Genomic DNA, 24,909 nt, shown 5'->3' on the forward strand with positions numbered 1-24,909 from the left:
AGGGCTAAATTTCAGATTTCGAGCCGTTGAAAAGGCGATTTTTTTGGGAAAAGCGGTAGGGACACACTGCGTGTGTCCGAATTTTAACCTATTGAAATAATTTGATTCTATAACGGACACACGCAGTGTGTCCCTACGTTTTGGTTAAAATTTCTGTTTTGTGCATTTGCTACATAATACCGGTTTTTTTGGCATTTATCCGGCAATGACCCAAAGCCCTTGCAGCAGATCAGTCAGTAAATTATTGATAAAAAGTAAGATAAATACTACTACCATCGGTGAAAAATCAATCACACCCAGTGTGGGAAGAATTTTTCTTATAGGGCGAAGCAGTGGATCGGTAAGCTGATACAGGGCATAAAAAATAGGATTATGCCCTTGGTTAAACCAACTGGATATGGCACTAATAAAGAGTACATAGAAAATGGCGACACCGATTGCTTTGAGAATACTTAGCACGCCTAAAATGAGCATAACATCAATGGCTAAACCAAAATAAAGCACGGATTTTAATGCCCCAAGCAGAAAAATGACAAAAAGTGCTGAGGTATCAACATTTTTGATAACCGGGGCAAATTTTCTCAGAGGTTTCAGTATCGGCTCTGTTGCTTTCACAGCAAATTGTGAGAGCGGGTTGTAATAATCGACCCGAGCGAACTGTAACCAAGCCCGTAAAACTAATACCAGTGCATAAAAATTGATAATCGAACCCACAAATAATGCGGTTTGGGATAATTCCATTATAGCCATCCTTTTCGTCTAAAATAAATGTAAGGGGTGAGAGCAGCGGCAATCATTAAACCGATAGCCATTGGGTAGCCGTATTTAAAATGCAACTCTGGCATAAATTCAAAGTTCATGCCATAAGTGGAGGCCACCAGTGTGGCAGGAAGGAACATCACGGATACCACGGAGAAAAATTTCATGATTTTATTCTGCTCGATATTGATGTAACCCATTGCCGCTTGCATGAGGAAATTAACCTTTTGGAATAAGGACTCGTTATGAGGTTGTAAGGATTCAATATCTCGCAAGATTTCACGCGCCTGTTCCAGCTGGTTTGCCGGTAAACGGGTTTTGCGCACAAGAAAACCAAGGGCTCGCTGGGTATCCATCAAACACAAACGGACTTTCGAACTGGTATCTTCTTGTTCGGTGAGGGTGTTTAGCGCTTCATCAAAGGCTTCATCTTGTTTTCCATTTAAAATGACACGGCTTAATGCCTCTAAATCTGCATAAACATTTTCAATCACATCGGCCAACTGCTCGATTTTGGTTTCGAAAAGATCTAATAACACTTCATAAGAATTCGCTTCTAATAAACGCTGGCTACGGGAACGCATACGGTATAAGCGAAATGCGGGGAGTTCCCGATCCCGTAAGGTGAATAAGCGTCCATCACGAATGGTAAATGCCACACTGGCTAAATCCGCATAGTCGTTTTCATCTTCACAATAAAAGAATGAGTGAAGGTGTAAGCCGTCCTCGTCTTCAAAAAAACGTGCAGATGCTTCGATATTTTCCAATTCTAGGAAAGAGGCAAGGCTTTGTTCTAAGCTTTCTTGCAGCATTTCACGTTCTTCGCTTGTGGGTTCAAGTAAATCAAGCCAAATAGCGTTACTCAGATTGGCTTGATCTTCATCAATGCGAACTAAGCGAGAATCATTGATTGCAAAAGCGTTGATCATTTCATACTCCTTTTGGGATTATGAACAGCTAACCGTGAACATATAAGAATGTCAAACGAATAAAGTGCGGTTAAAAATTGCGGTATTTCGTTTGGTTTAAAGATGCCGAAAATGGTAAACCTACCGACGAACTCTCGCCGATAGCCATATTGGCATAAGGCGGGAGACTAAAGCGATATTCGGTATCGACTATGACTGTCCAAAGTGTGTGTCCTTCTCGTTAAAAAATCGGGCGAATGTTACGCTTGAAAGGGGAATTCGTCAAGTTTTTATGGAAAATAAATGGGGCGTAATGCCCCAAATTCTATTAGCGGGTATATTGATTGATAGCAGAGGCAACGTCTTGATCTTGATAAATATTATTAACAATATCGTTGAAGGTTTCGCCCAGCACTTTTTGGATTTCATCATTGTCAGCATTAAAGACACCGGATTGAGATCGTGTAGCATTGAACGCTTTGTTATAGCTTCCGCCCACTCCTTGTACATAAACGATAACTTGAATTTTTCCGGTCAGGTTATAACGCAAATTGCCTTGCTCAACGTTGGTGAAGAACGCTTTAACTTCAACGGTAACACCGGCGTTAGCATTGTTTGATTGACCGATGCGAAACCCTTTGCTCACTAAATTTTGTTGCATTACCTGTTGAAATAGTTGCGTGACACTAGGCGAGGTATTGAGTTTGATTAACTCACCGTTTTTTGTATAACTTGCCACATCTTGTTGTGGACGTGCATCTTTTGTTGTGACGTACACCACCGCAGATTGATTAACATTCAACGAAGCGGTTGGGGCTGGTGGAGTAAAGGTGAGGGTATTTGATTGGGCTTGGCAGCCGGCAAGGAAAAGGGTCACTACGGCAACGCTCACAGCGGATAATGTTTTGATTTTGTTTGTCAGTTTCATAATTTCCTCAATGGATTGAATTGAACTGTGCTATTCTTGCAGACTTAATTGCGGATGTATAGCGTTTCTACAAAATTTATTGGAGATTGAAGATGTCAAAACAACAGGCTTTGTTAGCAAAAATTCACACGGAATTTCGACCGCACTTTGTGGCGGTAGAAAATGAAAGTCATCTACATAGCTCAGGGAGAGGGGCAGATTCACATTTCAAATTTGTCATTGTGAGTGACATCTTTGAGGGGATGTCCAGAGTACAACGTCATCAAACGGTCTATCAATTATTTGCTGATGATCTAAAAAATGGGATTCACGCCTTGGCGCTACATCTTTACACAAAAGAGGAATGGATGGCTCGTGGCGAAGTATTCCCGTCTTCACCGAATTGTAGTGGTGTCGGACTATAAGTTTATCCTTTAAATATATTATGGCGTAACCATTTATGTGTATATTTAAAAAAGTTCACAAAATTTTCACAAAAAATACGCCTTAAGGTGGAATGAAAAGCGGATTTTCGCTAGAATGGGGCGTTTAAATTTTATATTTGCAACTTTGGGCAGAGTAGTGATTTTTTTGTCTGCCTAAAAATTAAACAGATTTGAGTTTTTTAAATTATGTGCCAGTTACGAATGCTTTGATTTTTTAGCATTTTCTGTCACGCTCAAACACGAGATTGCATTTAGGTCTGCTTATTTGCAATCGTATTTTTAACCTTGAAAAGTAGTGCAAACAGTATGATTACAATTAAGAAAGGCTTGGATCTTCCTATTGCAGGAAAACCGGCACAAGTAATCCACAACGGCAATGTTGTGAATCAAGTTGCGATTCTTGGTGAGGAGTATGTGGGGATGCGTCCTTCCATGAAGGTACGCGAAGGTGATGTTGTTAAGAAAGGTCAAGTGCTTTTTGAAGACAAGAAAAATCCTGGCGTGGTTTTTACAGCCCCAGCAAGTGGTACTATCACTGCGATTAATCGTGGCAAAAAACGTGTATTACAATCTGTGGTCATTGATGTAAAAGGAGATGAACAGGTCACTTTTACGAAATACAATGCAGATGAACTCAATACGCTTTCTTCCGAACAAGTGAAACAAAACTTGGTGGAATCCGGTCTTTGGACAGCATTTCGCACACGTCCATTTAGCAAAATTCCGGTCATTGAAAGTGAACCTTCCTCTATTTTTGTCAATGCGATGGATACTAATCCATTGGCAGCTAATCCCGAAATCGTGTTAAAAGATTATGGGCAAGATTTCATTAATGGTTTAACCGTATTAAGCCGTTTATTTCCAAGCAAGCCATTACATCTGTGTAAAGCAGGTGAGGCGAGTATCCCGACCGTAGAGTTATCAAATCTTCAGCTTCATGATTTTGGTGGCGTTCATCCGGCTGGTTTAGTGGGAACACATATTCACTTTATCGATCCTGTTGGTGTACATAAAACTGTATGGCATCTCAATTATCAAGATGTGATTGCTATTGGTAAATTATTTACCACCGGTGAGCTTTATGTTGATCGTGTGATTTCTCTTGCCGGTCCACAAGTCAAAGAGCCTCGTTTAATTCGTACGTTAATTGGCGCAAACCTTTCTCAATTAACTGAAAATGAGCTTAATGCGGGTGAAAATCGTGTCATTTCCGGTTCTGTACTTTGCGGTAACACGGCAAAAGGCGTGCACGACTATCTAGGTCGTTATGCCCTACAAGTTTCTGTGCTTGCAGAAGGGAATAATAAGGAATTCTTTGGTTGGATTACACCGCAGCCGAATAAATATTCCATTACCCGTACCGTATTAGGCCATTTTGGTAAAAAACTCTTCAACTTTACCACTGCAGAAAATGGTGGTGAGCGTGCCATGGTGCCAATCGGCAACTATGAGCGTGTCATGCCGTTAGATATTTTACCGACTTTATTGTTGCGAGATTTGATCGCCGGTGATACGGACGGTGCTCAAGCATTGGGTTGTTTAGAGTTGGATGAAGAAGATTTAGCGCTTTGTTCATTTGTTTGCCCGGGCAAATATGAATATGGCTCAATCTTACGTCAGGCTTTGGAAAAGATTGAGAAGGAAGGTTAGAAATGGGTTTAAAAAATCTTTTAGAAAAAATGGAACCCGCGTTTTTACCAGGGGGTAAATACAGCAAGCTTTATCCGATCTTTGAATCGATTTATACCTTGCTTTATACCCCGGGTACGGTAACGCATAAAAACACGCATGTTCGTGATGCGTTAGACTCAAAACGTATGATGATCACCGTGTTCCTCGCACTGTTTCCTGCGATTTTTTATGGTATGTACAATGTGGGTAACCAAGCAATCCCTGCATTAAATCAATTAGGTAATTTAGAGCAATTAATTGCAACAGACTGGCATTATGCCCTCGCCAATAGTTTAGGGTTAGATTTAACCTTAAATGCAGGTTGGGGAAGTAAAATGGCATTAGGGGCAATTTTCTTCCTACCGATTTATTTGGTGGTATTCACCGTTTGTACCATTTGGGAACTCTTGTTCTCCGTTGTGCGTGGTCACGAAGTCAATGAAGGGATGTTTGTTTCTACGATTCTTTTTGCTTTAATTGTTCCGCCAACATTACCTTTATGGCAGGCAGCATTAGGTATCAGTTTTGGTATCGTGGTGGCAAAAGAGATCTTCGGTGGGGTTGGACGTAACTTTATGAACCCGGCATTGGCAGGTCGTGCTTTCTTGTTCTTTGCTTATCCTGCACAAATTTCAGGTGATACGGTATGGACTGCCGCAGACGGCTTCTCGGGTGCAACCGCTCTTTCACAATGGTCGCAAGCCGGTCAAGGTGCATTGCAACATTCGGTAACCGGTCAACCAATCTCTTGGATGGACGCCTTTATTGGTAATATTCCGGGTTCTATGGGTGAGGTTTCAACCTTAGCGATTTTAATCGGTGGGGCGATTATCGTTTTCACCCGTATTGCCTCATGGCGTATTATCGCCGGTGTTATGATTGGTATGATCGCCACTTCAACCTTATTTAATTTAATTGGTTCTGAAACCAATCATATGTTCTCAATGCCTTGGCATTGGCACCTTGTATTAGGTGGTTTTGCACTGGGTATGGTATTTATGGCAACGGATCCGGTTTCAGCTTCGTTCACTAATACCGGTAAATGGTGGTATGGTGCGTTGATTGGCGTGATGGCAGTATTAATTCGTACGGTCAACCCGGCTTATCCGGAAGGGATGATGCTAGCAATTCTCTTTGCAAACTTGTTTGCACCAATTTTTGACTACATCGTTGTTCAAACAAATATCAAACGTCGGAGAGCAAGAACAAATGGCTAAGTTTAATAAAGACAGTGTCGGCGGCACAATTCTTGTTGTGTTGCTACTGAGTTTAGTTTGTTCCATTATTGTTGCTGGTTCCGCAGTGATGTTAAAACCTGCGCAAGAAGAGCAAAAATTACTCGATAAACAAAAAAATATCCTTAATGTAGCAGGACTTTTACAAGAGAAAACAAATGTAAAAGAAACCTATGCAAAATTTATCGAATCACGTTTTGTTGATTTGGCAAGCGGGGATTATGTTCCACAAGCTGATGATGCGCAACAAGCAATTCCTGCCGATCAAGATAAAGCTCGAATTCGCACTCGCGGGAAAACCGCTGAAGTTTATCTTGTGAAAGATGAACAAGGTCAAACTCAACAAGTGATTTTACCGATTTACGGTACGGGATTATGGTCTGTGATGTATGGCTTGGTTTCGGTTCAACCGGACGGTAATACCATTAACGGGATCACTTATTATCAACATGGTGAAACCCCGGGATTGGGTGGTGAGATCGAAAACCCAAATTGGGCCGGTTTATTTAAAGGCAAAAAACTTTTCAATGAACAGCATCAACCGGCTATTCATATTGTGAAAGGCCAAGCACCGAAAGATGCTCATAGTATTGACGGTTTATCCGGTGCAACCTTGACTGCCAAGGGTGTTCAAGGCACTTTTGATTACTGGTTCAGTGAAAATGGCTTTAGTAAATATCTTGAAAAACTTCAAGCAGGAGCGAACTAATGTCTGGAAAAACAAATTTAAAAGATCTGTTATTAGCTCCTATTGCTAAAAACAACCCAATTGCATTGCAAATTCTTGGGATCTGTTCGGCATTAGCGGTAACAACGAAATTAGAAACCGCCTTTGTGATGGCGATTGCGGTGGTTTTTGTAACAGGGCTATCAAACCTTTTTGTTTCTTTAATCCGTAACTACATTCCTAACAGTATCCGTATTATTGTCCAACTTGCGATTATCGCTTCATTGGTAATTGTGGTTGACCAAGTATTAAAAGCTTATGCTTACGGTTTGTCTAAACAGCTTTCGGTTTTCGTTGGCTTGATTATTACAAACTGTATCGTCATGGGGCGTGCAGAAGCCTTTGCGATGAAATCGCCACCGCTTGAAAGCTTTGTAGACGGTATCGGTAACGGTTTAGGTTATGGTGCAATGTTAGTTATTGTCGCCTTCTTCCGTGAACTTATCGGTTCAGGTAAATTATTCGGTATAACGATTTTTGAAACCGTTCAAAATCAAGGTTGGTACCAAGCAAACGGTTTATTCTTACTTGCACCAAGTGCATTCTTTATCATCGGATTTGTGATCTGGGGATTAAGAACTTGGAAACCGGAGCAACAGGAGAAATAATCAATGGAACATTATATTAGCCTATTTGTGAAGGCCGTCTTCATTGAAAATATGGCACTTTCCTTCTTCTTAGGAATGTGTACATTCTTGGCGGTATCAAAAAAGGTTTCCACCGCCTTTGGTTTAGGTATTGCAGTGACCTTCGTTTTAGGGATTGCGGTACCGGTAAACCAGTTAATCTACGCTAACGTATTAAAAGAAAGTGCGATTATTCCTAATGTGGATTTATCATTCTTAAATTTCATCACCTTTATTGGGGTGATTGCAGGTTTAGTGCAAATTCTTGAGATGGTATTAGATAAGTTTATGCCATCCCTGTATAACGCACTCGGGATCTTCTTACCACTTATCGCCGTAAACTGTGCGATTTTTGGTGGGGTATCCTTTATGGTTCAACGTGATTACAATTTCCCTGAGTCTATCGTATATGGTTTCGGTTCCGGTTTAGGTTGGATGCTTGCTATTGTCGCTCTTGCCGGTTTAACGGAAAAAATGAAATATGCGGATATTCCGGGGGGATTGAAAGGATTAGGCATTACTTTCATCACCGTTGGTTTGATGGCGTTGGGCTTTATGTCCTTCTCCGGTATTCAATTATAAGGAGTGTAATCAATGAGTGGTTCAGTAATTCTTGCACTCGGTATTGCTGCATTTACGATTATCGTATTGGTGTTAGTAGCAATCATCTTATTTGCGAAATCAAAACTGGTGGATTCCGGGGATATTACCATCGGTATTAATGATGATCCTGAAAAAGCGATCACTTTACCTGCCGGTGGCAAATTATTAGGTGCATTAGCCAGTAAAGGTATCTTCGTTTCCTCAGCTTGTGGTGGCGGTGGCTCTTGCGGTCAATGTATTGTGAAAGTGAAAAGCGGCGGGGGCGAAATTCTCCCAACGGAACTTTCTCACATCAACAAGCGTGAGGCCAAAGAAGGCTACCGTTTAGCTTGCCAAGTGAATGTGAAAGGCAATATGGAAGTTGAACTTCCGGAAGAAATCTTCGGCGTGAAAAAATGGGAATGTACTGTTATTTCTAACGATAACAAAGCCACTTTCATCAAAGAGCTTAAATTGGCGATTCCTGAAGGTGAAGAAGTACCATTCCGTGCCGGGGGCTATATCCAAATCGAAGCAGAACCGCATACGGTTTACTATAAAGATTTTGATATTCCTGAAGAATATCACGAGGATTGGGATAAATACGATTTATGGCGTTATGTGTCTAAAGTGGATGAGCATATTATTCGTGCCTATTCCATGGCTTCTTATCCGGAAGAAAAAGGCATTATTATGCTTAACGTGCGTATTGCAACGCCTCCACCACGTCAACCTGATGCTCCTCCGGGTCAAATGTCCTCCTACATTTGGTCATTAAAAGAGGGGGATAAAGTAACGATTTCCGGCCCATTCGGTGAATTTTTCGCCAAAGAAACGGATGCGGAAATGGTCTTCATCGGTGGTGGTGCGGGTATGGCGCCAATGCGTTCCCATATTTTCGACCAGTTAAAACGTTTACATTCTAAACGTAAAATCTCATTCTGGTATGGTGCACGTTCTAAACGTGAAATGTTCTATGTGGAAGATTTTGATACGCTCCAAGCGGAAAATCCAAACTTCAAATGGCATGTTGCACTTTCCGATCCATTACCGGAAGATAATTGGGATGGCTATACCGGTTTCATTCACAATGTGCTTTATGAAAACTATCTGAAAAACCATGAAGCACCGGAAGATTGTGAATACTATATGTGTGGGCCTCCGGTCATGAACGCTGCAGTCATCAAAATGTTGAAAGACTTAGGTGTTGAAGACGAAAACATCTTATTAGATGACTTTGGTGGTTGATTTTAATTAATCAAAATATCACAAAAATTGACCGCACTTTATAATGAAGTGCGGTCAAAATTTAACGCATTTTAAGGGGCGTATGGCATACGCCCTTATTGTTATTCCAATTACAGGCAAGCTGATTGAAAAGTCAGTTTGCCTATAATTCATCACATTAGGAAAGATAAATGAAGAAAATATTGAGCGGGTTGCTTGTCGCTGCTTTTGCTTGTTCATTGGTAGGTTGTAAGAAAGAAGCGGAAGTGATTACGCTAAGCGGTAAAACCATGGGCACAACCTATCATGTCAAATATATTGATGATGGTGCGGTAAGTGAAAATTCACAAAAAGCTCATGAACAGATTGAGCATATTTTGAAAGACGTCAATGCCAAAATGTCCACCTATATTAAGGATTCGGAACTAAGCCGCTTTAACCAAAATACCCAGGTGAACATACCTATCGACATTTCCACAGATTTTGCGAAAGTGTTAGCGGAAGCGATTCGGATACATCAACTCACCGAAGGGGCGCTTGATGTGACTGTTGGACCCGTGGTGAATTTATGGGGATTTGGCCCGGAGAAACGCCCGGAACGCCAACCGACAGCGGAACAACTGGCAGAGCGTCAAGCTTGGGTGGGAATTGATAAAATTACCCTTGATATGAGTGGTCAAACCCCCACATTAAGTAAAGCTGTTCCACAAGTTTATATTGATCTTTCTTCCATTGCGAAAGGCTTTGGGGTGGATCAAGTTGCAGAGAAATTGGAACAGATCAATGTACAAAATTATATGGTGGAAATTGGCGGGGAAATTCGTGCCAAAGGCAAAAATGCAGAAGGAAAACCTTGGCAAATCGCCATTGAAAAGCCTAATATGACGGGGGAAAGAGCGGTCGACAATGTGATTGGTTTAAATAATATGGCAATGGCAACCTCCGGCGATTACCGTATTTATTTTGAAGAAAACGGCAAACGTTTTGCCCACGAAATCGATCCGAAAACCGGTTACCCTATTCAACATCATCTTGCCTCTATCACGGTATTTGCCCCAACAACCATGACAGCAGACGGTTTATCTACCGGGTTGTTTGTGCTTGGGGAAGATAAAGCCCTTGAGGTGGCGGAAAAAAATGATCTCGCGGTTTACTTAATCATCAAAACCGAAAAGGGTTTTGAAACAAAAATGTCATCGGCATTTAAAAAATTGATGGAAACAAAGGAATAATCATGCAAACCTTATTTTTTACTCTCATCGCCTTTGTGGCAATTATTTTACTGATGTCGATTGGTTTTATTATCAAAAAACAGAGCCTAAAAGGCAGCTGTGGTGGCTTGTCCACTTTGGGGATCGCCAAAGCCTGTGATTGTGATAAACCTTGCGATACCCTTCAATCAAAATTAGATGCAGGCGATGAACAAGCCAAAGCGGAATACGAACAAAAATTTGCGAAGAAAAATGATACTTCACAGTTCTATGAGGTGAAATAATGTTCTATTTAGATCAAGTGCGTTCAGCGTTATTTGGTATTAGTGTCGCTGATGCTTTAGGTGTTCCTGCCGAATTTATGGATCGTGCATCTCTAAAAGCCACACCGATTACAGGAATGCAAAGTGGAGGTATACATAATCAAGAGGTAGGGACTTGGTCTGACGATAGTTCGCTTACGTTTTGTCTTGCTGATAATCTTGAACTTAATTTTAATTTAGAAAAAATCGCAAATAGCTTTTTAAAATGGGTTGAAGAAGATTATTGGCGTCCGAGAGGTGAGATTTTTGATATTGGAATAGCAACCCGTAAATCCATTTTTAACATCTATACTGGTGTACTACCTGAATTATCTGGTGGTGAGTCTGAGCTTGATAATGGAAATGGCGCATTAATGCGAATTTTACCCTTAGTATTTTTCACGTTTGATAAAAATATTGATGAACGTTTTACTTATACGAAAAAAATAGTTTCAATAACTCATCGGCATATTCGTTCTATTATTGCGTGTTTCTATTACTTAGAATTTGCTCGTTATTTGCTAAACGGTCTAGATAAATTAAATAGTTACATGCGTTTACAAAAAGAAATACCAGATTATTTAGCTAGACTAAATATATCCAAAACTGAAATAGACATGTTTGATCGATTATTTAGACAAAATATTACACAATTCAATGAGGATGAAATTGAAAGTTCGGGTTATGTATTGCATACATTAGAAGCCAGTATTTGGTGTTTATTAAATAATAACGATTATTCTTCTACAGTATTAAATGCTGTTAATTTAGGTGAAGATTCGGACACGACTGCTGCTGTTGCTGGCGGACTTGCCGGATTGTTGTATGGTATTGACTCAATTCCACAAGAATGGATGAATGTATTAGCAAAAAAAGAAGACATGAACAATTGTCAAAAAAATTTTTTAATGCAATGAAAAGGTAATTTCAATTATATCTTAGTGAGTAAAAAATAATTTCTTCTAATTATTTTAATAATCAAACCAATGTGCTTCGCCTTAACCGAAGTTACGGGAGAATTTATGTTAATTTCAAAAACTTACAATCAATATTTCCCTCAACTCACATCAGAACAACTTGCCGAAAATAGTAAGAAAAAAGTGATTTGTGGAATGTCCGGTGGGGTAGATTCTTCTGTTTCTGCCTTTATTCTTCAGCAACAAGGCTACCAAGTGGAAGGCTTGTTTATGAAAAACTGGGAAGAGGATGACGATACGGATTATTGCACGGCGGCGGCCGATCTTGCTGATGCGCAAGCTGTGTGTGATAAGCTCGGCATTAAACTACATAAAATTAATTTTGCTGCTGAGTATTGGGATAATGTCTTTGAGCATTTTTTAACAGAATACAAAGCAGGGCGAACACCGAATCCGGATATTTTGTGTAATAAAGAAATTAAATTTAAAGCCTTTTTAGAGTATGCGGCAGAAGATCTCGGCGCTAATTATATCGCCACTGGGCATTATGTGCGCCGTGCCGGTGATGATGAAAATACACGGCTATTGCGAGGCTTAGATGTCAATAAAGATCAAAGTTATTTTTTATACACCTTAAGTCATCAACAAGTGGGGCAAAGCCTTTTCCCGGTGGGCGAAATTGAAAAACCGATAGTGCGTGCCATTGCTGAAGATCTTGGCTTAATTACAGCGAAGAAGAAAGATTCAACGGGCATCTGTTTTATTGGTGAGCGTAAATTCAAAGATTTTTTAGCCCGTTATTTACCAGCACAACCGGGAGATATTCGTACGGTAGACGGTGAGGTGATTGGTCGCCATGAGGGCTTGATGTATCACACTTTAGGGCAGCGTAAAGGCTTAGGGATTGGCGGGCTGAAAAATGCCGGTGAGGAAGCTTGGTATGTCGTGGATAAAGAGGTGGAAAAGAATGAACTCATTGTGGCGCAAGGTCATAACCATCCACGTTTATTTTCCAAAGGATTAATTGCCAAACAACTTCATTGGGTCGACCGTCATCCGATGGATAACCCCCTACGTTGCACGGTGAAAACCCGCTATCGTCAAACGGATATTCCTTGTGTGATAGAACCGATTAATCACGACTGTATCCGTGTTATTTTTGATGAACCTCAGGTTGCAGTAACGCCGGGGCAATCTGCCGTATTTTATCTTGATGAAGTCTGTTTAGGCGGGGGAATTATTGAAGAACGAATATAATGTATGACGAAATAATTTAGTCAAGAAATCAAGTTAAAATTAGCAGGTAATACACACTGGGGCAAGCGTATTGCCCCTTCCTTTATGAGGAAAGAAGTATGAAAACAATTCGATTCCTTTATCCAGATCATCTTGTTGGTGGATTAGATAGTTATTATTTAGGTGCTAATTTGATGGCATATTCTTCCTGAAAATGCGAACCAGTCTTTGATTAAAGTAAATCACCCCCTGATAAATATCAGCACAAAGTTTTAGACGGGATTTTCGCCAAAAATGAAGTGTTTACAGGTATTCAATTAACGATGCAGATTTTAGAACGTGAACAACCCGATAAAATTATCACTATTGATGGGAATTGTGTGGTATCACAGGTTTCTTTTGACTATTTACACCAATGTAGGGATGATACACGTCCTGATGTTTCTCTTCCTCAAAATGGTTACCTACCATTTTATGAATATGCATTACATAAAGCACTAAAAAATATCGGTATTTTTCACCGCACTTTTAATGTTCAATAATTCACCAATTTGAAATAATTATCAGTTTTTGATAGAATTCCTGTGTTTTTAGAAACAATCTCTCAATGTCTACTGAGTGTTTCTGTCAAAATCGCACTTCTATGTGCTGTCATCGTAGTGGTTCCACTACACACTTTTTGCCTCATGGCAATGTTTTAAATAAATCGAATTTTTAATTTATCGACTTCATTTTAAGGGGAAAGGTTTGTCTTTATCTCAATTTATGGAAAAGCGAACGTCATTTAATCCTTTTGTGATTGGATTGACACTCTTTTTTATTTTGTTGCTGGTGGCAATGATTTTAATCGCACCGGAGCAAACTCAATCATTATTAAACCAAGCAAAAGCAGGGATTTTTGCCAATTTTAGTTGGTTTTACATCTTAGCATTTTCGATCTTCTTGGGCTTTTTGTTGACTTTATCTGTGAGTAGTTTAGGAAATATTAAACTGGGGAGCGATGAAGAAGAGCCTGAATTTAGTTTTCTCTCATGGCTTGCTATGTTATTTGCCGCCGGTATGGGGGTGGGATTAATGTTCTTTGGGGCGGCTGAACCCTTAACCCATTATCTTTCCGAAATTACCAGCGGTGCGCCAGAGCACCGCCAACAAGAGGCATTATTACATACGTTATTTCACTGGGGAATTCATGCTTGGGCAGTATATGGCACCATTGCATTAGCGCTTGCTTATTTTGGCTTCCGCTATAAACTCCCTTTAGCCTTACGCTCTTGTTTTTACCCGCTATTGAAAGATCGCATCAATGGAAAAATGGGTGATCTCATCGACATTATGGCATTACTTGCCACTTTATTTGGGATCATCACGACCTTAGGTTTTGGTGCGGCTCAGTTAGGCGCAGGTTTGCACCAAATGGGCTGGGTGAGTGAGAATAGTTTTGGCTTACAAGTGATCGTCATTACAGTGGTGATGAGTTTGGCGCTCTTCTCAGCCATTTCAGGTGTGGGTAAAGGGGTAAAAATACTGAGTGAATTAAATTTAACTTTGGCATTTTTATTGCTTGTTTTTGTTTTACTCACCGGCCCGACCCTCTATTTGCTTTCTGCATTTAGCGACAATATCGGGAATTATCTCAGCAATTTAGTGCAACTGAGTTTCAAAACCTACGTTTATGAGCAAGAACATACGGCGTGGTTTAGTGGTTGGACGGTGCTTTATTGGGCATGGTGGTGTTCATGGGCACCCTTTGTTGGATTGTTTATTGCCCGCATTTCTAAAGGTCGTACTATTCGTGAATTTATTTTTGGCGTATTAGTTATTCCAAGCGTATTTGGCATCCTTTGGTTTACCGTATTTGGTAATACGGCGATTTGGTTAAATGAAGGGGACGCGGCCGGCGCACTAGGGCAAATGATTTCATCGCCGGAAACCTTATTATTTAAATTTCTGGATTATTTACCCCTACCTACTGTGAGTGGGTTGGTGAGTTTGATTGTGATCTCATTATTTTTTATCACCTCGGCAGATTCGGGAATCTATGTTTTAAATAATATCGCCTCTCGTGATAAAAGTCTTACTTCACCTAACTGGCAGACGGTGATGTGGGGACTATTAATGTCGATGGTCGCGATAGTATTAATGCAATCGGGCGGTTTAGCCAATTTGCAGACAATGACGTTAATGGTCGCCTTACCCTTTGCGGTGCTGATGTTAATTATGTGTTTTAGCCTATGGAAAGGATTAAATGCCGATAAAAAATATTTTGCGACGAAGGTCAACCCAACCAGTATTTTCTGGACAGGCGAAAAATGGAAAGAACGCTTAGGGCAGATGATGAATCAAACTCAAGAAAAAGATATTTTACGTTTCTTAAAACATACCGCATTACCGGCAATGCGTGAATTACGCCAAGAACTTATCGGCAAATATAATCTGAGTGTGGAAATTCATGCTTTGCTTGAGCAAGAAGAACCAGCGGTGGAGTTGGTGATACAAAAAGAATCGCTGCGTGATTTTATGTATGGCATTAAATCGGTGGGGCGTGAAGTATCTGAACAGCTCATCAATGATGAAAATCTGCCACATATTCAGCACCACACCACTTATGAACCCTATACTTATTTCTTTGACGGCCGAGTAGGTTACGATGTGCAATATATGGATCAAGCGGAATTGATTGCCGATATATTAAAACAATATGAACGTTATTTAAGCCTACTTGATGATGTTGGACAGGAATTAATGGCACACGAACAAACGGAGTTGGCAGAGTGATTTTTTACTCTCATAGGTGTGGGCAGAATATGAGTTTTTTAGAGCTTATTTGGCATGCAAATCTTAAAACTACTGTTAAGTTGAAATGGGGGCAGCGAATTTGGGATAGGGTTATTGAGTTTGCTCTTCCACATCTAAATCTAAAAGCAATTCTAGATCTAATTTGTACTGATCTAAACCCATTTAAAAATGAGCTTTAAAATTTTAAAACGATTTAGATTCCACGCTCCCCCCTCGGTCGCATAAGCCCACGCCAATTTTTCAAGCCATTCTCTTTTATGCAAATTTTGTCACTACTCTATATTTTGAAGCCTTCTTTAAAGGTAATATTTAAAACCAATTATTCTCTAGCTTTTGGTACATTCTAATAACACCAACGACTCATAATGTGTAGTATGCGGAAACATATCAAAAAGCTGGATTTTCGTTGGTTGATAATGTGTTAGGTGTGCTAAATCTTTGCCCATCGAAACGGCATTGCAACTGGAATATAAAATAAAGTGAGGTTGCATTTCATTGAGAAATTCACTTAATTTTTGCCCAATACCACGGCGTGGTGGGTTAACAATGACTAAATCAGGTTTATTTTCATGTTGATTTAACGCAAAATTGGCCGCATCTAAGGATTGAAAGGTTATTTTTTCCATACCCAATGCTTGTGCAGACATTTTGGCCGCCAAAATTGCAGAAGGAGAAATTTCAATTCCTGTCAGTTCAATAGGATGGGATTTGACTTCTTGTAAAGCTTTAACGCAATGCAAGCCGAAGCCGCCTACACCACAAAATAAATCCCAAACTTTCATGATAGGTAATGAAGTGATCCACTGTTGGGCGGTGGCATAAAGCCCAACAGCCACCCTTGGATTGGTTTGGAAAAAACCTTGAGGGCGGATAAAAAGTGGCACATCGTTAAAATTTTCTTGCAAATGCTGTTGCTTTGTTAAAAAAATTTCTTCTTCGCCTTCTAAAATGGCAGCATGCTGAGGTTGTAAGTTAACGCTTACCACCTCAAGTTGTGGGAGCTTGGTTAAAAGTGTTTCAAGCTCACGGCGAATGAGATGGAGCTTACTTTCAGAACGCAGTACAAACCGTAACATCAATTTTCCTGTTGCATGGCTTTCTGTTAGAAAAATATATTTTAGTTCGCCTTTTCGTTTTTCTACGTTATAGGGGACTAAACCAGCTCGTCCGATAAAATCCTTAATAATCGGAAAAATCCTTTTAAACTGCGTAGGATATAAAGGGCAGTCGCATAGATCCATGACACCTTGAGGATGAGCAAAAATCGGCCGTTCTACCGCGCCACTCACCGCCATTTTGGCTTTATTACGAAATGCTGTCTGTGAAGATTTAAAAGGCGGAAACCAAACTAACTTTTCGCAGTTTAAATGAGAAAGCTGATTTTTAAGATGGACTGTCTTTTCAGAAAGTTGTCGCTCATAAGGCATTTCAAGCCATTGGCAAGAGCGACAATCTCCCTTTTGATAATGATGACAAATCATGCTTTTTGCGCTAACCATTCTTGCTGAAGCGCGGTCAGTTTTTCATGATTTTTTAACCAACGTGCGCTTTTCGTCAATGCTTCCCAAGTGAGGGATTTCTTTTTAAATAGGGTGCTTAAACGAGCTTGTCGCTGAGCAAAATGTGATTGGGTTTCTCTTAATGTTAAATGATCAAGAACTTGAATCACGCCTTCTCGCTCGTTACAAAGTAATAATAAATCACAACCGGCATTTAAGGCTTTTTCACTTCGTTCAACAAAATTGCCCATAAATCCCGCCCCTTTCATACCAAGATCATCGGAAAAAATCGCACCGTTGAAATGTAATTGTGATCGTAAAATATTTTTTAACCAGTATTCCGAGCCACTTGCCGGTTGGCTATCACATTGTGAATAAATCACATGGGCGGGCATAATGGCATCTAATTTTCCCTGTTGAATTAATTGTTGAAAAGGTTGAATGTCTTGGCTGAAAATCTCATCCCGAGGTCTTTCATCATACGGGGTTTCTAAGTGAGAGTCCGCTAACACATGACCGTGCCCGGGAAAATGTTTACCGGTTGTTGCCATGCCGGCTTGATGCATACCATCAATGAAAACACCGGCTAAATTAACCGCACTTTTAACATCATTTGAAAAACTCCGATCGCCAATAGCACGACATTCATGACCTAAATCTAAAACGGGCGCAAAGCTTAAATCAATATCAAGGGCTATCATTTCTGTCGCCATTTGCCAACCTGCTTCATATGCCCAAGCCTGCTGTTGCTGAGGATCTTTAGATAAAGCAGCAAACGCTTGCATTGCCGGTAATTGAGTGAAACCCTCTCGGAAACGTTGTACCCGTCCCCCTTCTTGGTCTACCGTAATCAATAGTGGTTTTTTTACACGCTGACGGACAGATGAAATAAGATGTTGAATTTGCTGACGATCGTAAAAATTACGAGTAAACAAAATAAGCCCCGCCACCAAAGGGTGTGCCAGTAATTCGACTTCCTCTTGGGTAAGCTCATAGCTTTCGAGATCGATTAATAATGTTGACATAGTTTATTGTAAATAAAGGCGATAATTTGTGCTTTCCGGTGTTGGTTTGGCAAGCTCAATAAACTGTTTCTCTTGCGGTAGTAAATATAATCGACCCTTGATACTTTCTTTTTGTTGCGCCCAGACCTGTGTTACACCTTGTTCGTTATACCAAAAAAGATGGTAATTCACATGGCGTGGTTGAGTACTCTTATTTTTTACCCAAGCGGAAGTCAAATCTGCTTTAGCTTCTATCGAAGGGGAAAGTTCGGCAGCAATATTCAAAATAGGGCGATTTGTGTGGTTCAAATTCGGAATAGAACTTGAACAAGCTGCCAATACAAGGCTTGCAAAAATAATCAGTGAACGCTTCATGATTTACCTAGCATTTTACCCAAGGGTTCTCCCCCGACAAGGTGCATATGAATATGGAAGACTTCTTGCCCGCCATGCTGATTACAATTGACAATAAGGCGATAACCATCTTCTGCAATCCCTTCTTGTTTGGCTAATTTAGCCGCTACGGTGAATAAACGCCCAAGAGAAACTTCATCTTGTTCCGTTACATCGTTGACTGTGGGGATTAATTTATTCGGAATGACTAAAATATGGGTTTTCGCTTGCGGTGCAATATCTCGAAAAGCGGTTACAAGTTCATCTTGATACACAATATTCGCAGGAATTTCTTTCCGGATAATTTTGCTGAAAATGGTTTCTTCTGCCATAGGATTTCCTTCCATCAATGAAAAATGCGGTTGAAAGTTACCGCACTTTTTATCAAAAATTATATTGAATTGCAATTTACCTTTCTTTATAAAAAAACGTTCTCTAACATACAAACATTTTCTTAATGCATTTTATTATTAAGCAAATCTGACTTTCGCTTCTGCAATGGCTTCTGCCACACGTAATGGGGAAACCCCGCCTTTCGCACAACGTTTATCCAAACAAGATTGAAGGGAAAGAATATCGTATACATCATCACCTATCACTCCGCTAAACTGATGAAATTCTGGAAGGGTGAGATCTTCCAGCCCTTTGCCTTTCTCAATGGCATAGACCACTGTTTCGCCCACGATATGGTGAGAATCACGGAATGGCACGCCTTTTGCCACGAGATAATCTGCTAACTCGGTGGCATTGGAATAGCCTTTTAGCGCCGCTTCACGAGTGCGTTCAACATTCACTTTGAGTTCATCTAGGACAAAGGTCGCCATATCCACACAATCTTGCCAAGTGTCAAGGGCATCAAAAATCCCTTCTTTGTCTTCCTGCATATCTTTGTTATAAGCAAGCGGTAAACCTTTTAAGGTCATCAACATACCGGTTAATGCTCCCATGACACGCCCAGCTTTGCCTCTGATTAATTCACAAGCATCAGGATTTTTCTTTTGTGGCATTAATGAAGAACCGGATGTTACCCGATCAGACAATTCCACAAAATTGGCTTCCCCACTGTTGAAAATGATCATATCTTCGGCAAATCGGGAAAGGTGCGCCATACTTAAAGAAGCGGCGGAAAGCAATTCCACAATATGATCGCGATCCGATACACTGTCTAAACTATTACGGGTGGCAAAACTAAACCCCAAATCTTGAGCAAGGGCATCACGATCGACCGCATAAGCCGTCCCAGCCAAGGCACCACTACCAAGCGGGCAAGTGTTCATCCGTTTATAGGCATCACTTAAACGGGTGTAATCCCGATCAAACATTTCCACATAAGCCATACACCAATGAGCAAATGTAATAGGCTGGGCACGTTGTAAATGGGTATAACCCGGCATCACGGCCTCTTGTGTATTTTCAGCGGTTTGCACCAAATGACGTTGCAAATTGCGAATGGAATCTTGCAATTCGATCACACGCTGTTTACACCACATTTTTATATCAACGGCGACTTGATCGTTACGACTACGACCGGTGTGTAATTTTTTCCCCAGATTACCCACTTTATCAATGAGTTTACTTTCTACCCAACTATGAATGTCTTCGGCTTCATCTTGCAAAATGGCTTGCGGATTTGACCGCACTTCGATCAGTAATTCCTTTAATGCTTGTTCCAATTGTCGCTGTTCCCCTTGCGTTAATACCTTCACTTTCACTAACGCTTTCGACCAACCAATGGAGCCTTCAATGTCTTGTTCTGCTAGACGATAATCAAAACGTAAAGAATCGTTAAAATCTTTAAAACGCTTATCTGCGGCTTGTGTAAAACGCCCACCCCAAAGTGCCATAATTCATCCTCTATCATTGAATTTTGGCTGCCTCAAAACAGCCTTTGATTTAAAAATTTATTCTAAATTAATGCATATTTATGCATAAATCAACGAATATTTCAGAAATTCTAAAAACTTGTAAAAACAAACCGCACTTTATCATAAAAAAACGTCATTTTTACAACAAAAACTAGACAATGCTTATTTTTAGTGATACCTTACGCGCCAGATTTTAGGGCATCTGCCCTCCATTTCATTAACTCAACTCTTATTAATCCCAACGATTATTCATTATGCATTTAACAGAACTTAAAAATACGCCCGTTTCGGATCTTGTGAAACTCGGCGAAGAGCAGATGGGCTTAGAAAATTTGGCTCGTTTACGTAAACAAGACATTGTTTTTGCCATTTTAAAACAACACGCAAAAGGTGGTGAAGATATTTTCGGTGGCGGGGTCTTAGAAATTTTACCTGATGGTTTCGGTTTTCTCCGTTCTGCCGATAGTTCCTACCTTGCCGGTCCTGATGACATCTATGTATCTCCTAGCCAAATCCGCCGTTTCAACCTCCAAACCGGTGACAAAATTGAAGGGAAAATCCGCCCACCTAAAGAAGGTGAACGCTATTTTGCCCTGTTGAAAGTGGATCAAGTCAATGATGATAAGCCTGAGGTTTCACGCAGTAAAATTCTCTTTGAAAATTTAACCCCATTACATGCCAACTCTCGTCTAAGAATGGAGCGAGGCAATGGCTCAACAGAAGATTTAACCGCTCGTATTTTGGATTTAGCCTCACCTATCGGTAAAGGTCAGCGTGGTTTGATTGTCGCTCCGCCAAAAGCGGGTAAAACGATGTTGCTACAAAATATTGCGCAAAGTATTACCCATAATTACCCAGAATGTGAACTTATCGTTCTATTAATTGATGAACGTCCAGAAGAAGTGACTGAAATGCAACGCTCTGTAAAAGGTGAAGTGATCGCTTCAACTTTTGATGAACCGGCAACACGTCATGTTCAAGTAGCGGAAATGGTCATCGAAAAAGCCAAGCGTTCTGTAGAGCACAAAAAAGACGTGGTAATTCTACTGGACTCTATTACACGTTTAGCCCGGGCCTACAATACCGTCACCCCGGCTTCCGGTAAAATCTTATCCGGTGGTGTGGATGCCAATGCCCTACATCGCCCTAAGCGTTTCTTCGGGGCTGCGCGTAATGTAGAAGAAGGGGGGAGTTTAACCATTATTGCGACAGCACTGGTGGATACCGGCTCAAAAATGGATGAAGTGATTTTTGAAGAATTTAAAGGCACGGGGAATATGGAACTTCACCTTTCTCGCAAAATTGCTGAAAAACGGGTTTTCCCTGCCATTGATTTCAACCGCTCAGGTACGCGTAAAGAAGATTTACTTACTACACCAGATGAACTCCAAAAAATGTGGATTTTACGCAAAATTCTCAATCCAATGGGTGAAGTGGAAGCAATGGAATGGCTCATTGATAAACTCGGTGTAGCAAAAACCAACGAAGAGTTTTTTGAAATTATGAAACGCTCGTAGTTCGTAAGTGTTGTGCTAAGTGATTTATAAAAATTAAAAGATGGTTAGAATTGCAAAAGGGAAATATTATGTTTCCCTTTTTTGTTAAGCCTAATTTCAAATACTAAAAAATTAGACTAATATTTCAAGGGCTTTCAATATTGTGTTGAGCCCAATCCAACTTCAATCGAATATGCCATTCATTGTAGTAAAGCACATACTCTCTAACGATTTATTTCAATGTCTCAAATATCAAAATCTATTGCTAGCCGCTTGAGGAATTTTGGAACATAAAAAACACATCTTAAATCAGCTAATTAATAAATCCAACTTTTAGAATCGCTCAATATAAACCTCATTTTTTGAGTTATTTTTAAGCAATCAATCTATTTTTTATTATTTCCGTTTGACAGTATGCCATAAATCGGTAGAATACAGTCCGTTATTCAGCAATCGCAGTAACAGTGCGGGAATAGCTCAGTTGGTAGAGCACGACCTTGCCAAGGTCGGGGTCGCGAGTTCGAGCCTCGTTTCCCGCTCCAATTTGCCCGAGTGGTGGAATCGGTAGACACAAGGGATTTAAAATCCCTCGCCTTTCGAGGCGTGCCAGTTCAAGTCTGGCTTCGGGCACCATTTTATAAAATCTCAATTTTATAAAAACTCCTTTAAAATCCTATATTTGGGTCGTTAGCTCAGTCGGTAGAGCAGCGGACTTTTAATCCGTTGGTCGAAGGTTCGAATCCTTCACGACCCACCATCTAAGACAAACTGGCGGTAAAGTGGCGGTTTGTTTTTCACGGTTTAATTCTCTATGTTTTATAAGTGGCGGTAACCGCCAGTCTAGTTTTAACTGAAATCCATTCTTCTGAAAATTTCCACGGAAAATAGAGAAACTCTTTATAAATCATAGCGTTATGATGATTTTGTTTTATTTTACGATCCTTTTTAAGAGTAAAACTCTGTAAAAGACTGTAATTTTTACAGTTAAGATCACTATTCTTTCCTTTAGATGATCCCTTTTACTTCAAATAGTTAGGGTTATTTAAGGTCTGAAAATTAACTGAAAAAATGAGATTTTTTAACGTAAATTCGGCGGGGGAGGAAGTGGATTTTCCGTGACTTTATGTTTTACATGAAAAATTTCCGTGAGTTGCTCTAGATATGTTTTATTGGTAGATTTATTTTTTAAAACAATAGATTAAATTTTCCGTGAGATGTTTTTTAGTTGATATTCTCTGAAAGAAAAACGCCTGCTGGTATGTACCATCAGGCGTTTTTTTTGATTGTTGCATCTATTTGGCGATTTTTATTCATCTATCCCATCAAGTAGAGAATCATCATTCCAAAGTTCTTCAAGATATTCTAAAAATTTGTTCTTATCATTTTTATCAAATCCCGAAACATCGAATCCTTGCGAGCTTGATGTTCTTATTCTCACTTCAACATTATCAAATTTCTCGGCAATGCGTTTCGGTAATATTTCTTCTAACCGCTCAATCATTTTTTGTTGTGCCGATATTTTTTTACTGTCGCGTTCTTTAGTAAAACGAATGTCTAGTTTTCTCATTATCTTCCCCTTTGTTAACTGTTTTTCCATACAGTATTTTAGAGAAACAAAAATCACTGTCAAGATATACAGTGGTTTTTATTTTGTTACTCAATAATCGGAGTGAGTTTACTTTTTATTGTTTTTGCTGTTGAAGATTGAGAAGAAAACTTATTAGATTGATCGGGTGGTGGCGAACCGTTATGTGTATGTTTTGCTACTTCGCTTGCCAAATCGCCTAACAACTGGATCGTATCTTCTAACAGTCTGAAAATATTTTGCCCTTCTGATCCCATGTAACTTAATGGAGCTACGATTTTATTTTTTTCATCTGACACACGTTGCGCTAGTCCTACAATCTTTTCTTGTAAGGTTTCGCCCGTGCCTATTGTTCGGTTACTTGCGGTCGTATCATTGATGCTACCTAAAACACTGACGGTTTTATTCCCTCCAATGGTTTCTGTTCCGTCTGCATCAATACTGATGTTTGATGTGCCAATTTGTTTTACTTCGCTGTCGGTTTCAATATGGCGTTCAAAAGACTTATCGGTAATTTTCTGGTCTGTTTCACGAATTTTATTGCCGGCGGCATCGGTGCGTTCATACACTTCGGGCCGCTGTTGTTTAAGTTGTTCACCCGGTGCTACACTTGGAACAGTTTTGCCCTGTGCTAATAATGTGCGCACAAAGGGTTGATCGCTACGGCCATAAGCAAAACCCACTTCAACCATTGTGCCGACTTCGGGAAAGGCAAAATCGCCACCTTGCGAACCTGTGCTTGTTACCGGCAAAGGCACTGCTGGATAAATCGGCACGGTTTTATCTTCGTTACCGTTTTCATCAAGTAATTGCAATTCTACGGCATATTTAGGACGGAACGGATCGGAAATGTCACCACCACTAGACGGATCGGCAATACCAACCACTTTTGCATATTTCGGTAAATGATACCCACCCGCTAACTCAGGGAACGTTTTTTCCATTTGTCGGCGTTCTGGGCTTTTCTGTTCCGGTTTTCCGTTTTTATCTAAGTTTTCCCATGAAAGCACATAATCATCGCCATGTAATTCTACTTTCTGAATTTTATTGCCGTTGATGATTGCACCGGGGCGAATTGCGGCAGTGATTGGAATTGTCATATCATTACTGCCGCTTGTGAGTGTCATACCCTCGTCAAACTCGATATTTTTACCCGCCCAACGTGAATCTTTATGTGAACCGACAAAAAGCGAACCGTCGGGTGATTGTTGCCACATATAATCAGTAATTTGGTATTGTCGCCCGATATTGCTTAATAATTGATAACCACTGCCGTTATGGGTGAACAGTGAAATCGGTGTATCAGCATAATCGGCTTGTGGCACTTTTACAGGGATTTTTGTTTGCTGTGTTATCCAAGCACACAAGTTGCGCAAGGTGATATGGCGGTGGGAACAATTTAACGGCTTTTCAAATACGGCCACTTTTTCCCGAATGAACAATTTTTTATAGCCGTTATCCGCGTGTTGTTCACGTTCGACAATACCATTAAACCACTTGTTGTCAATGATCTTCCA

General features: G+C 40.2%; 24 protein-coding genes and 3 tRNA genes. 17 read left to right on the forward strand and 10 right to left on the reverse strand.

What is annotated here, in order from left to right; all coding sequences use genetic code 11:
- Nucleotides 1-195: 195 nt before the first annotated feature.
- The 3 genes from BKK50_RS08605 to BKK50_RS08615 form a co-directional block, all read right to left on the reverse strand.
- A complete protein-coding gene (locus BKK50_RS08605; RefSeq protein WP_077417238.1) occupies nucleotides 196-741 on the reverse strand; it encodes a YggT family protein in 546 nt (181 codons plus the stop codon).
- Complete coding sequence (gene corA / locus BKK50_RS08610) at nucleotides 741-1,688, reverse strand: magnesium/cobalt transporter CorA (protein WP_077417240.1); 948 nt, start codon at nucleotides 1,686-1,688, stop codon at nucleotides 741-743. Before corA ends, BKK50_RS08605 begins: the two co-directional genes overlap by 1 nt.
- Before the next feature lie 307 nt (nucleotides 1,689-1,995).
- Complete coding sequence (locus BKK50_RS08615) at nucleotides 1,996-2,595, reverse strand: YajG family lipoprotein (protein ID WP_077417242.1); 600 nt, start codon at nucleotides 2,593-2,595, stop codon at nucleotides 1,996-1,998.
- 92 nt (nucleotides 2,596-2,687) lie between these two features.
- Here BKK50_RS08615 and BKK50_RS08620 point away from each other — a divergent pair, with 92 nt between their 5' ends.
- The 13 genes from BKK50_RS08620 (at nucleotide 2,688) to BKK50_RS08680 (ending at nucleotide 15,529) form a co-directional block, all read left to right on the forward strand.
- The gene (locus BKK50_RS08620) at nucleotides 2,688-2,999 is read left to right on the forward strand and encodes a BolA family protein (RefSeq protein WP_077417244.1); all 312 of its coding nucleotides are present in this window, start codon (nucleotides 2,688-2,690) and stop codon (nucleotides 2,997-2,999) included.
- 327 nt (nucleotides 3,000-3,326) lie between these two features.
- Complete coding sequence (locus BKK50_RS08625) at nucleotides 3,327-4,670, forward strand: Na(+)-translocating NADH-quinone reductase subunit A (protein WP_077417246.1); 1,344 nt, start codon at nucleotides 3,327-3,329, stop codon at nucleotides 4,668-4,670.
- 2 nt (nucleotides 4,671-4,672) lie between these two features.
- Nucleotides 4,673-5,908: an NADH:ubiquinone reductase (Na(+)-transporting) subunit B gene (locus tag BKK50_RS08630; protein ID WP_077417248.1), complete on the forward strand. Its 1,236-nt coding sequence runs from the start codon at nucleotides 4,673-4,675 to the stop codon at nucleotides 5,906-5,908.
- Complete coding sequence (locus BKK50_RS08635; RefSeq protein WP_077417250.1) at nucleotides 5,901-6,635, forward strand: Na(+)-translocating NADH-quinone reductase subunit C; 735 nt, start codon at nucleotides 5,901-5,903, stop codon at nucleotides 6,633-6,635. The genes BKK50_RS08630 and BKK50_RS08635 overlap by 8 nt, the downstream gene beginning before the upstream one ends.
- Nucleotides 6,635-7,261 (forward strand): NADH:ubiquinone reductase (Na(+)-transporting) subunit D, encoded by a 627-nt coding sequence (locus BKK50_RS08640; RefSeq protein WP_077417252.1) that lies wholly within the window; start codon nucleotides 6,635-6,637, stop codon nucleotides 7,259-7,261. Before BKK50_RS08635 ends, BKK50_RS08640 begins: the two co-directional genes overlap by 1 nt.
- 3 nt (nucleotides 7,262-7,264) lie before the next feature.
- Nucleotides 7,265-7,861: an NADH:ubiquinone reductase (Na(+)-transporting) subunit E gene (gene nqrE / locus BKK50_RS08645; RefSeq protein WP_077417254.1), complete on the forward strand. Its 597-nt coding sequence runs from the start codon at nucleotides 7,265-7,267 to the stop codon at nucleotides 7,859-7,861.
- A gap of 12 nt (nucleotides 7,862-7,873) precedes the next feature.
- Nucleotides 7,874-9,109: an NADH:ubiquinone reductase (Na(+)-transporting) subunit F gene (nqrF, locus tag BKK50_RS08650; RefSeq protein WP_077417255.1), complete on the forward strand. Its 1,236-nt coding sequence runs from the start codon at nucleotides 7,874-7,876 to the stop codon at nucleotides 9,107-9,109.
- Between the two features lie 170 nt (nucleotides 9,110-9,279).
- Complete coding sequence (locus BKK50_RS08655) at nucleotides 9,280-10,320, forward strand: FAD:protein FMN transferase (protein WP_077417257.1); 1,041 nt, start codon at nucleotides 9,280-9,282, stop codon at nucleotides 10,318-10,320.
- A 2-nt stretch (nucleotides 10,321-10,322) separates the two neighbouring features.
- Nucleotides 10,323-10,583 carry a (Na+)-NQR maturation NqrM gene (gene nqrM, locus BKK50_RS08660; protein ID WP_077417259.1) on the forward strand — a complete coding sequence of 87 codons (261 nt, stop codon included), beginning with the start codon at nucleotides 10,323-10,325 and terminating at the stop codon, nucleotides 10,581-10,583.
- The gene (locus BKK50_RS08665; protein WP_077417261.1) at nucleotides 10,583-11,518 is read left to right on the forward strand and encodes an ADP-ribosylglycohydrolase family protein; all 936 of its coding nucleotides are present in this window, start codon (nucleotides 10,583-10,585) and stop codon (nucleotides 11,516-11,518) included. Before nqrM ends, BKK50_RS08665 begins: the two co-directional genes overlap by 1 nt.
- Nucleotides 11,519-11,623: 105 nt before the next feature.
- On the forward strand, nucleotides 11,624-12,775 hold the full coding sequence (gene mnmA, locus BKK50_RS08670) for a tRNA 2-thiouridine(34) synthase MnmA (RefSeq protein ID WP_077417263.1): 1,152 nt from the start codon (nucleotides 11,624-11,626) through the stop codon (nucleotides 12,773-12,775).
- A 302-nt stretch (nucleotides 12,776-13,077) separates the two neighbouring features.
- Complete coding sequence (locus BKK50_RS08675; protein ID WP_077417265.1) at nucleotides 13,078-13,296, forward strand: hypothetical protein; 219 nt, start codon at nucleotides 13,078-13,080, stop codon at nucleotides 13,294-13,296.
- Nucleotides 13,297-13,501: 205 nt separating this feature from the next.
- Nucleotides 13,502-15,529, forward strand: coding sequence for a BCCT family transporter (locus tag BKK50_RS08680; protein WP_077417267.1), 2,028 nt, complete (start codon nucleotides 13,502-13,504; stop codon nucleotides 15,527-15,529).
- A gap of 347 nt (nucleotides 15,530-15,876) precedes the next feature.
- On the opposite strand, the gene rlmC is transcribed toward BKK50_RS08680, so the two are convergent.
- The 5 genes from rlmC to argH all read right to left on the reverse strand — a co-directional run bounded on the left by rlmC (nucleotide 15,877) and on the right by argH (nucleotide 20,290).
- Nucleotides 15,877-17,031 (reverse strand): 23S rRNA (uracil(747)-C(5))-methyltransferase RlmC, encoded by a 1,155-nt coding sequence (gene rlmC, locus BKK50_RS08685; RefSeq protein WP_077417269.1) that lies wholly within the window; start codon nucleotides 17,029-17,031, stop codon nucleotides 15,877-15,879.
- Entirely contained in the window at nucleotides 17,028-18,074 is a 1,047-nt protein-coding gene (gene nagZ / locus BKK50_RS08690; RefSeq protein WP_077417271.1) for a beta-N-acetylhexosaminidase, read from the reverse strand. The genes rlmC and nagZ overlap by 4 nt, the downstream gene beginning before the upstream one ends.
- Before the next feature lie 3 nt (nucleotides 18,075-18,077).
- The gene (locus tag BKK50_RS08695) at nucleotides 18,078-18,428 is read right to left on the reverse strand and encodes a putative periplasmic lipoprotein (RefSeq protein WP_077417273.1); all 351 of its coding nucleotides are present in this window, start codon (nucleotides 18,426-18,428) and stop codon (nucleotides 18,078-18,080) included.
- On the reverse strand, nucleotides 18,425-18,778 hold the full coding sequence (gene hinT / locus BKK50_RS08700) for a purine nucleoside phosphoramidase (RefSeq protein WP_077417275.1): 354 nt from the start codon (nucleotides 18,776-18,778) through the stop codon (nucleotides 18,425-18,427). The genes BKK50_RS08695 and hinT overlap by 4 nt, the downstream gene beginning before the upstream one ends.
- A gap of 138 nt (nucleotides 18,779-18,916) precedes the next feature.
- Entirely contained in the window at nucleotides 18,917-20,290 is a 1,374-nt protein-coding gene (argH, locus tag BKK50_RS08705) for an argininosuccinate lyase (RefSeq protein ID WP_077417277.1), read from the reverse strand.
- A 275-nt stretch (nucleotides 20,291-20,565) separates the two neighbouring features.
- On the opposite strand from argH, the gene rho reads away from it, so the two are divergent.
- From rho to BKK50_RS08725, 4 genes are all read left to right on the forward strand, one after another.
- Complete coding sequence (gene rho / locus BKK50_RS08710; protein WP_077417279.1) at nucleotides 20,566-21,828, forward strand: transcription termination factor Rho; 1,263 nt, start codon at nucleotides 20,566-20,568, stop codon at nucleotides 21,826-21,828.
- Between the two features lie 445 nt (nucleotides 21,829-22,273).
- Nucleotides 22,274-22,349: transfer RNA gene (locus BKK50_RS08715), tRNA-Gly, on the forward strand.
- A gap of 4 nt (nucleotides 22,350-22,353) precedes the next feature.
- A tRNA-Leu gene (locus BKK50_RS08720) sits at nucleotides 22,354-22,440 on the forward strand.
- A 48-nt stretch (nucleotides 22,441-22,488) separates the two neighbouring features.
- Nucleotides 22,489-22,564, forward strand: a tRNA-Lys gene (locus tag BKK50_RS08725).
- Nucleotides 22,565-23,113: 549 nt separating this feature from the next.
- On the opposite strand, the gene BKK50_RS08730 is transcribed toward BKK50_RS08725, so the two are convergent.
- Both BKK50_RS08730 and BKK50_RS08735 read right to left on the reverse strand, forming a co-directional pair.
- Nucleotides 23,114-23,404: a DinI-like family protein gene (locus BKK50_RS08730; RefSeq protein ID WP_244149439.1), complete on the reverse strand. Its 291-nt coding sequence runs from the start codon at nucleotides 23,402-23,404 to the stop codon at nucleotides 23,114-23,116.
- Between the two features lie 56 nt (nucleotides 23,405-23,460).
- On the reverse strand, nucleotides 23,461-24,909 hold a 1,449-nt coding region (locus tag BKK50_RS08735), incomplete at its 5' end, for a type VI secretion system Vgr family protein (protein ID WP_244149440.1).

The organism is Rodentibacter rarus, from assembly GCF_001998965.1.
Lineage (GTDB): Bacteria > Pseudomonadota > Gammaproteobacteria > Enterobacterales > Pasteurellaceae > Rodentibacter > Rodentibacter rarus.

Excerpts from the sequence above, each read along its gene's own strand:
- nqrE (WP_077417254.1), top strand. The coding sequence starts at position 7,265 with ATGGAACATTATATTAGCCTATTTGTGAAGGCCGTCTTCATTGAAAAT.
- nqrM (WP_077417259.1), top strand. The coding sequence starts at position 10,323 with ATGCAAACCTTATTTTTTACTCTCATCGCCTTTGTGGCAATTATTTTA.
- nagZ (WP_077417271.1), bottom strand. The coding sequence starts at position 18,074 with ATGTCAACATTATTAATCGATCTCGAAAGCTATGAGCTTACCCAAGAG.
- BKK50_RS08630 (WP_077417248.1), top strand. The coding sequence starts at position 4,673 with ATGGGTTTAAAAAATCTTTTAGAAAAAATGGAACCCGCGTTTTTACCA.
- rho (WP_077417279.1), top strand. The coding sequence starts at position 20,566 with ATGCATTTAACAGAACTTAAAAATACGCCCGTTTCGGATCTTGTGAAA.
- BKK50_RS08625 (WP_077417246.1), top strand. The coding sequence starts at position 3,327 with ATGATTACAATTAAGAAAGGCTTGGATCTTCCTATTGCAGGAAAACCG.
- hinT (WP_077417275.1), bottom strand. The coding sequence starts at position 18,778 with ATGGCAGAAGAAACCATTTTCAGCAAAATTATCCGGAAAGAAATTCCT.
- BKK50_RS08695 (WP_077417273.1), bottom strand. The coding sequence starts at position 18,428 with ATGAAGCGTTCACTGATTATTTTTGCAAGCCTTGTATTGGCAGCTTGT.
- BKK50_RS08615 (WP_077417242.1), bottom strand. The coding sequence starts at position 2,595 with ATGAAACTGACAAACAAAATCAAAACATTATCCGCTGTGAGCGTTGCC.
- argH (WP_077417277.1), bottom strand. The coding sequence starts at position 20,290 with ATGGCACTTTGGGGTGGGCGTTTTACACAAGCCGCAGATAAGCGTTTT.
- BKK50_RS08730 (WP_244149439.1), bottom strand. The coding sequence starts at position 23,404 with ATGGAAAAACAGTTAACAAAGGGGAAGATAATGAGAAAACTAGACATT.
- rlmC (WP_077417269.1), bottom strand. The coding sequence starts at position 17,031 with ATGATTTGTCATCATTATCAAAAGGGAGATTGTCGCTCTTGCCAATGG.
- BKK50_RS08640 (WP_077417252.1), top strand. The coding sequence starts at position 6,635 with ATGTCTGGAAAAACAAATTTAAAAGATCTGTTATTAGCTCCTATTGCT.
- mnmA (WP_077417263.1), top strand. The coding sequence starts at position 11,624 with ATGTTAATTTCAAAAACTTACAATCAATATTTCCCTCAACTCACATCA.
- BKK50_RS08675 (WP_077417265.1), top strand. The coding sequence starts at position 13,078 with ATGCAGATTTTAGAACGTGAACAACCCGATAAAATTATCACTATTGAT.
- BKK50_RS08635 (WP_077417250.1), top strand. The coding sequence starts at position 5,901 with ATGGCTAAGTTTAATAAAGACAGTGTCGGCGGCACAATTCTTGTTGTG.
- nqrF (WP_077417255.1), top strand. The coding sequence starts at position 7,874 with ATGAGTGGTTCAGTAATTCTTGCACTCGGTATTGCTGCATTTACGATT.
- BKK50_RS08665 (WP_077417261.1), top strand. The coding sequence starts at position 10,583 with ATGTTCTATTTAGATCAAGTGCGTTCAGCGTTATTTGGTATTAGTGTC.
- corA (WP_077417240.1), bottom strand. The coding sequence starts at position 1,688 with ATGATCAACGCTTTTGCAATCAATGATTCTCGCTTAGTTCGCATTGAT.
- BKK50_RS08605 (WP_077417238.1), bottom strand. The coding sequence starts at position 741 with ATGGAATTATCCCAAACCGCATTATTTGTGGGTTCGATTATCAATTTT.
- BKK50_RS08620 (WP_077417244.1), top strand. The coding sequence starts at position 2,688 with ATGTCAAAACAACAGGCTTTGTTAGCAAAAATTCACACGGAATTTCGA.
- BKK50_RS08655 (WP_077417257.1), top strand. The coding sequence starts at position 9,280 with ATGAAGAAAATATTGAGCGGGTTGCTTGTCGCTGCTTTTGCTTGTTCA.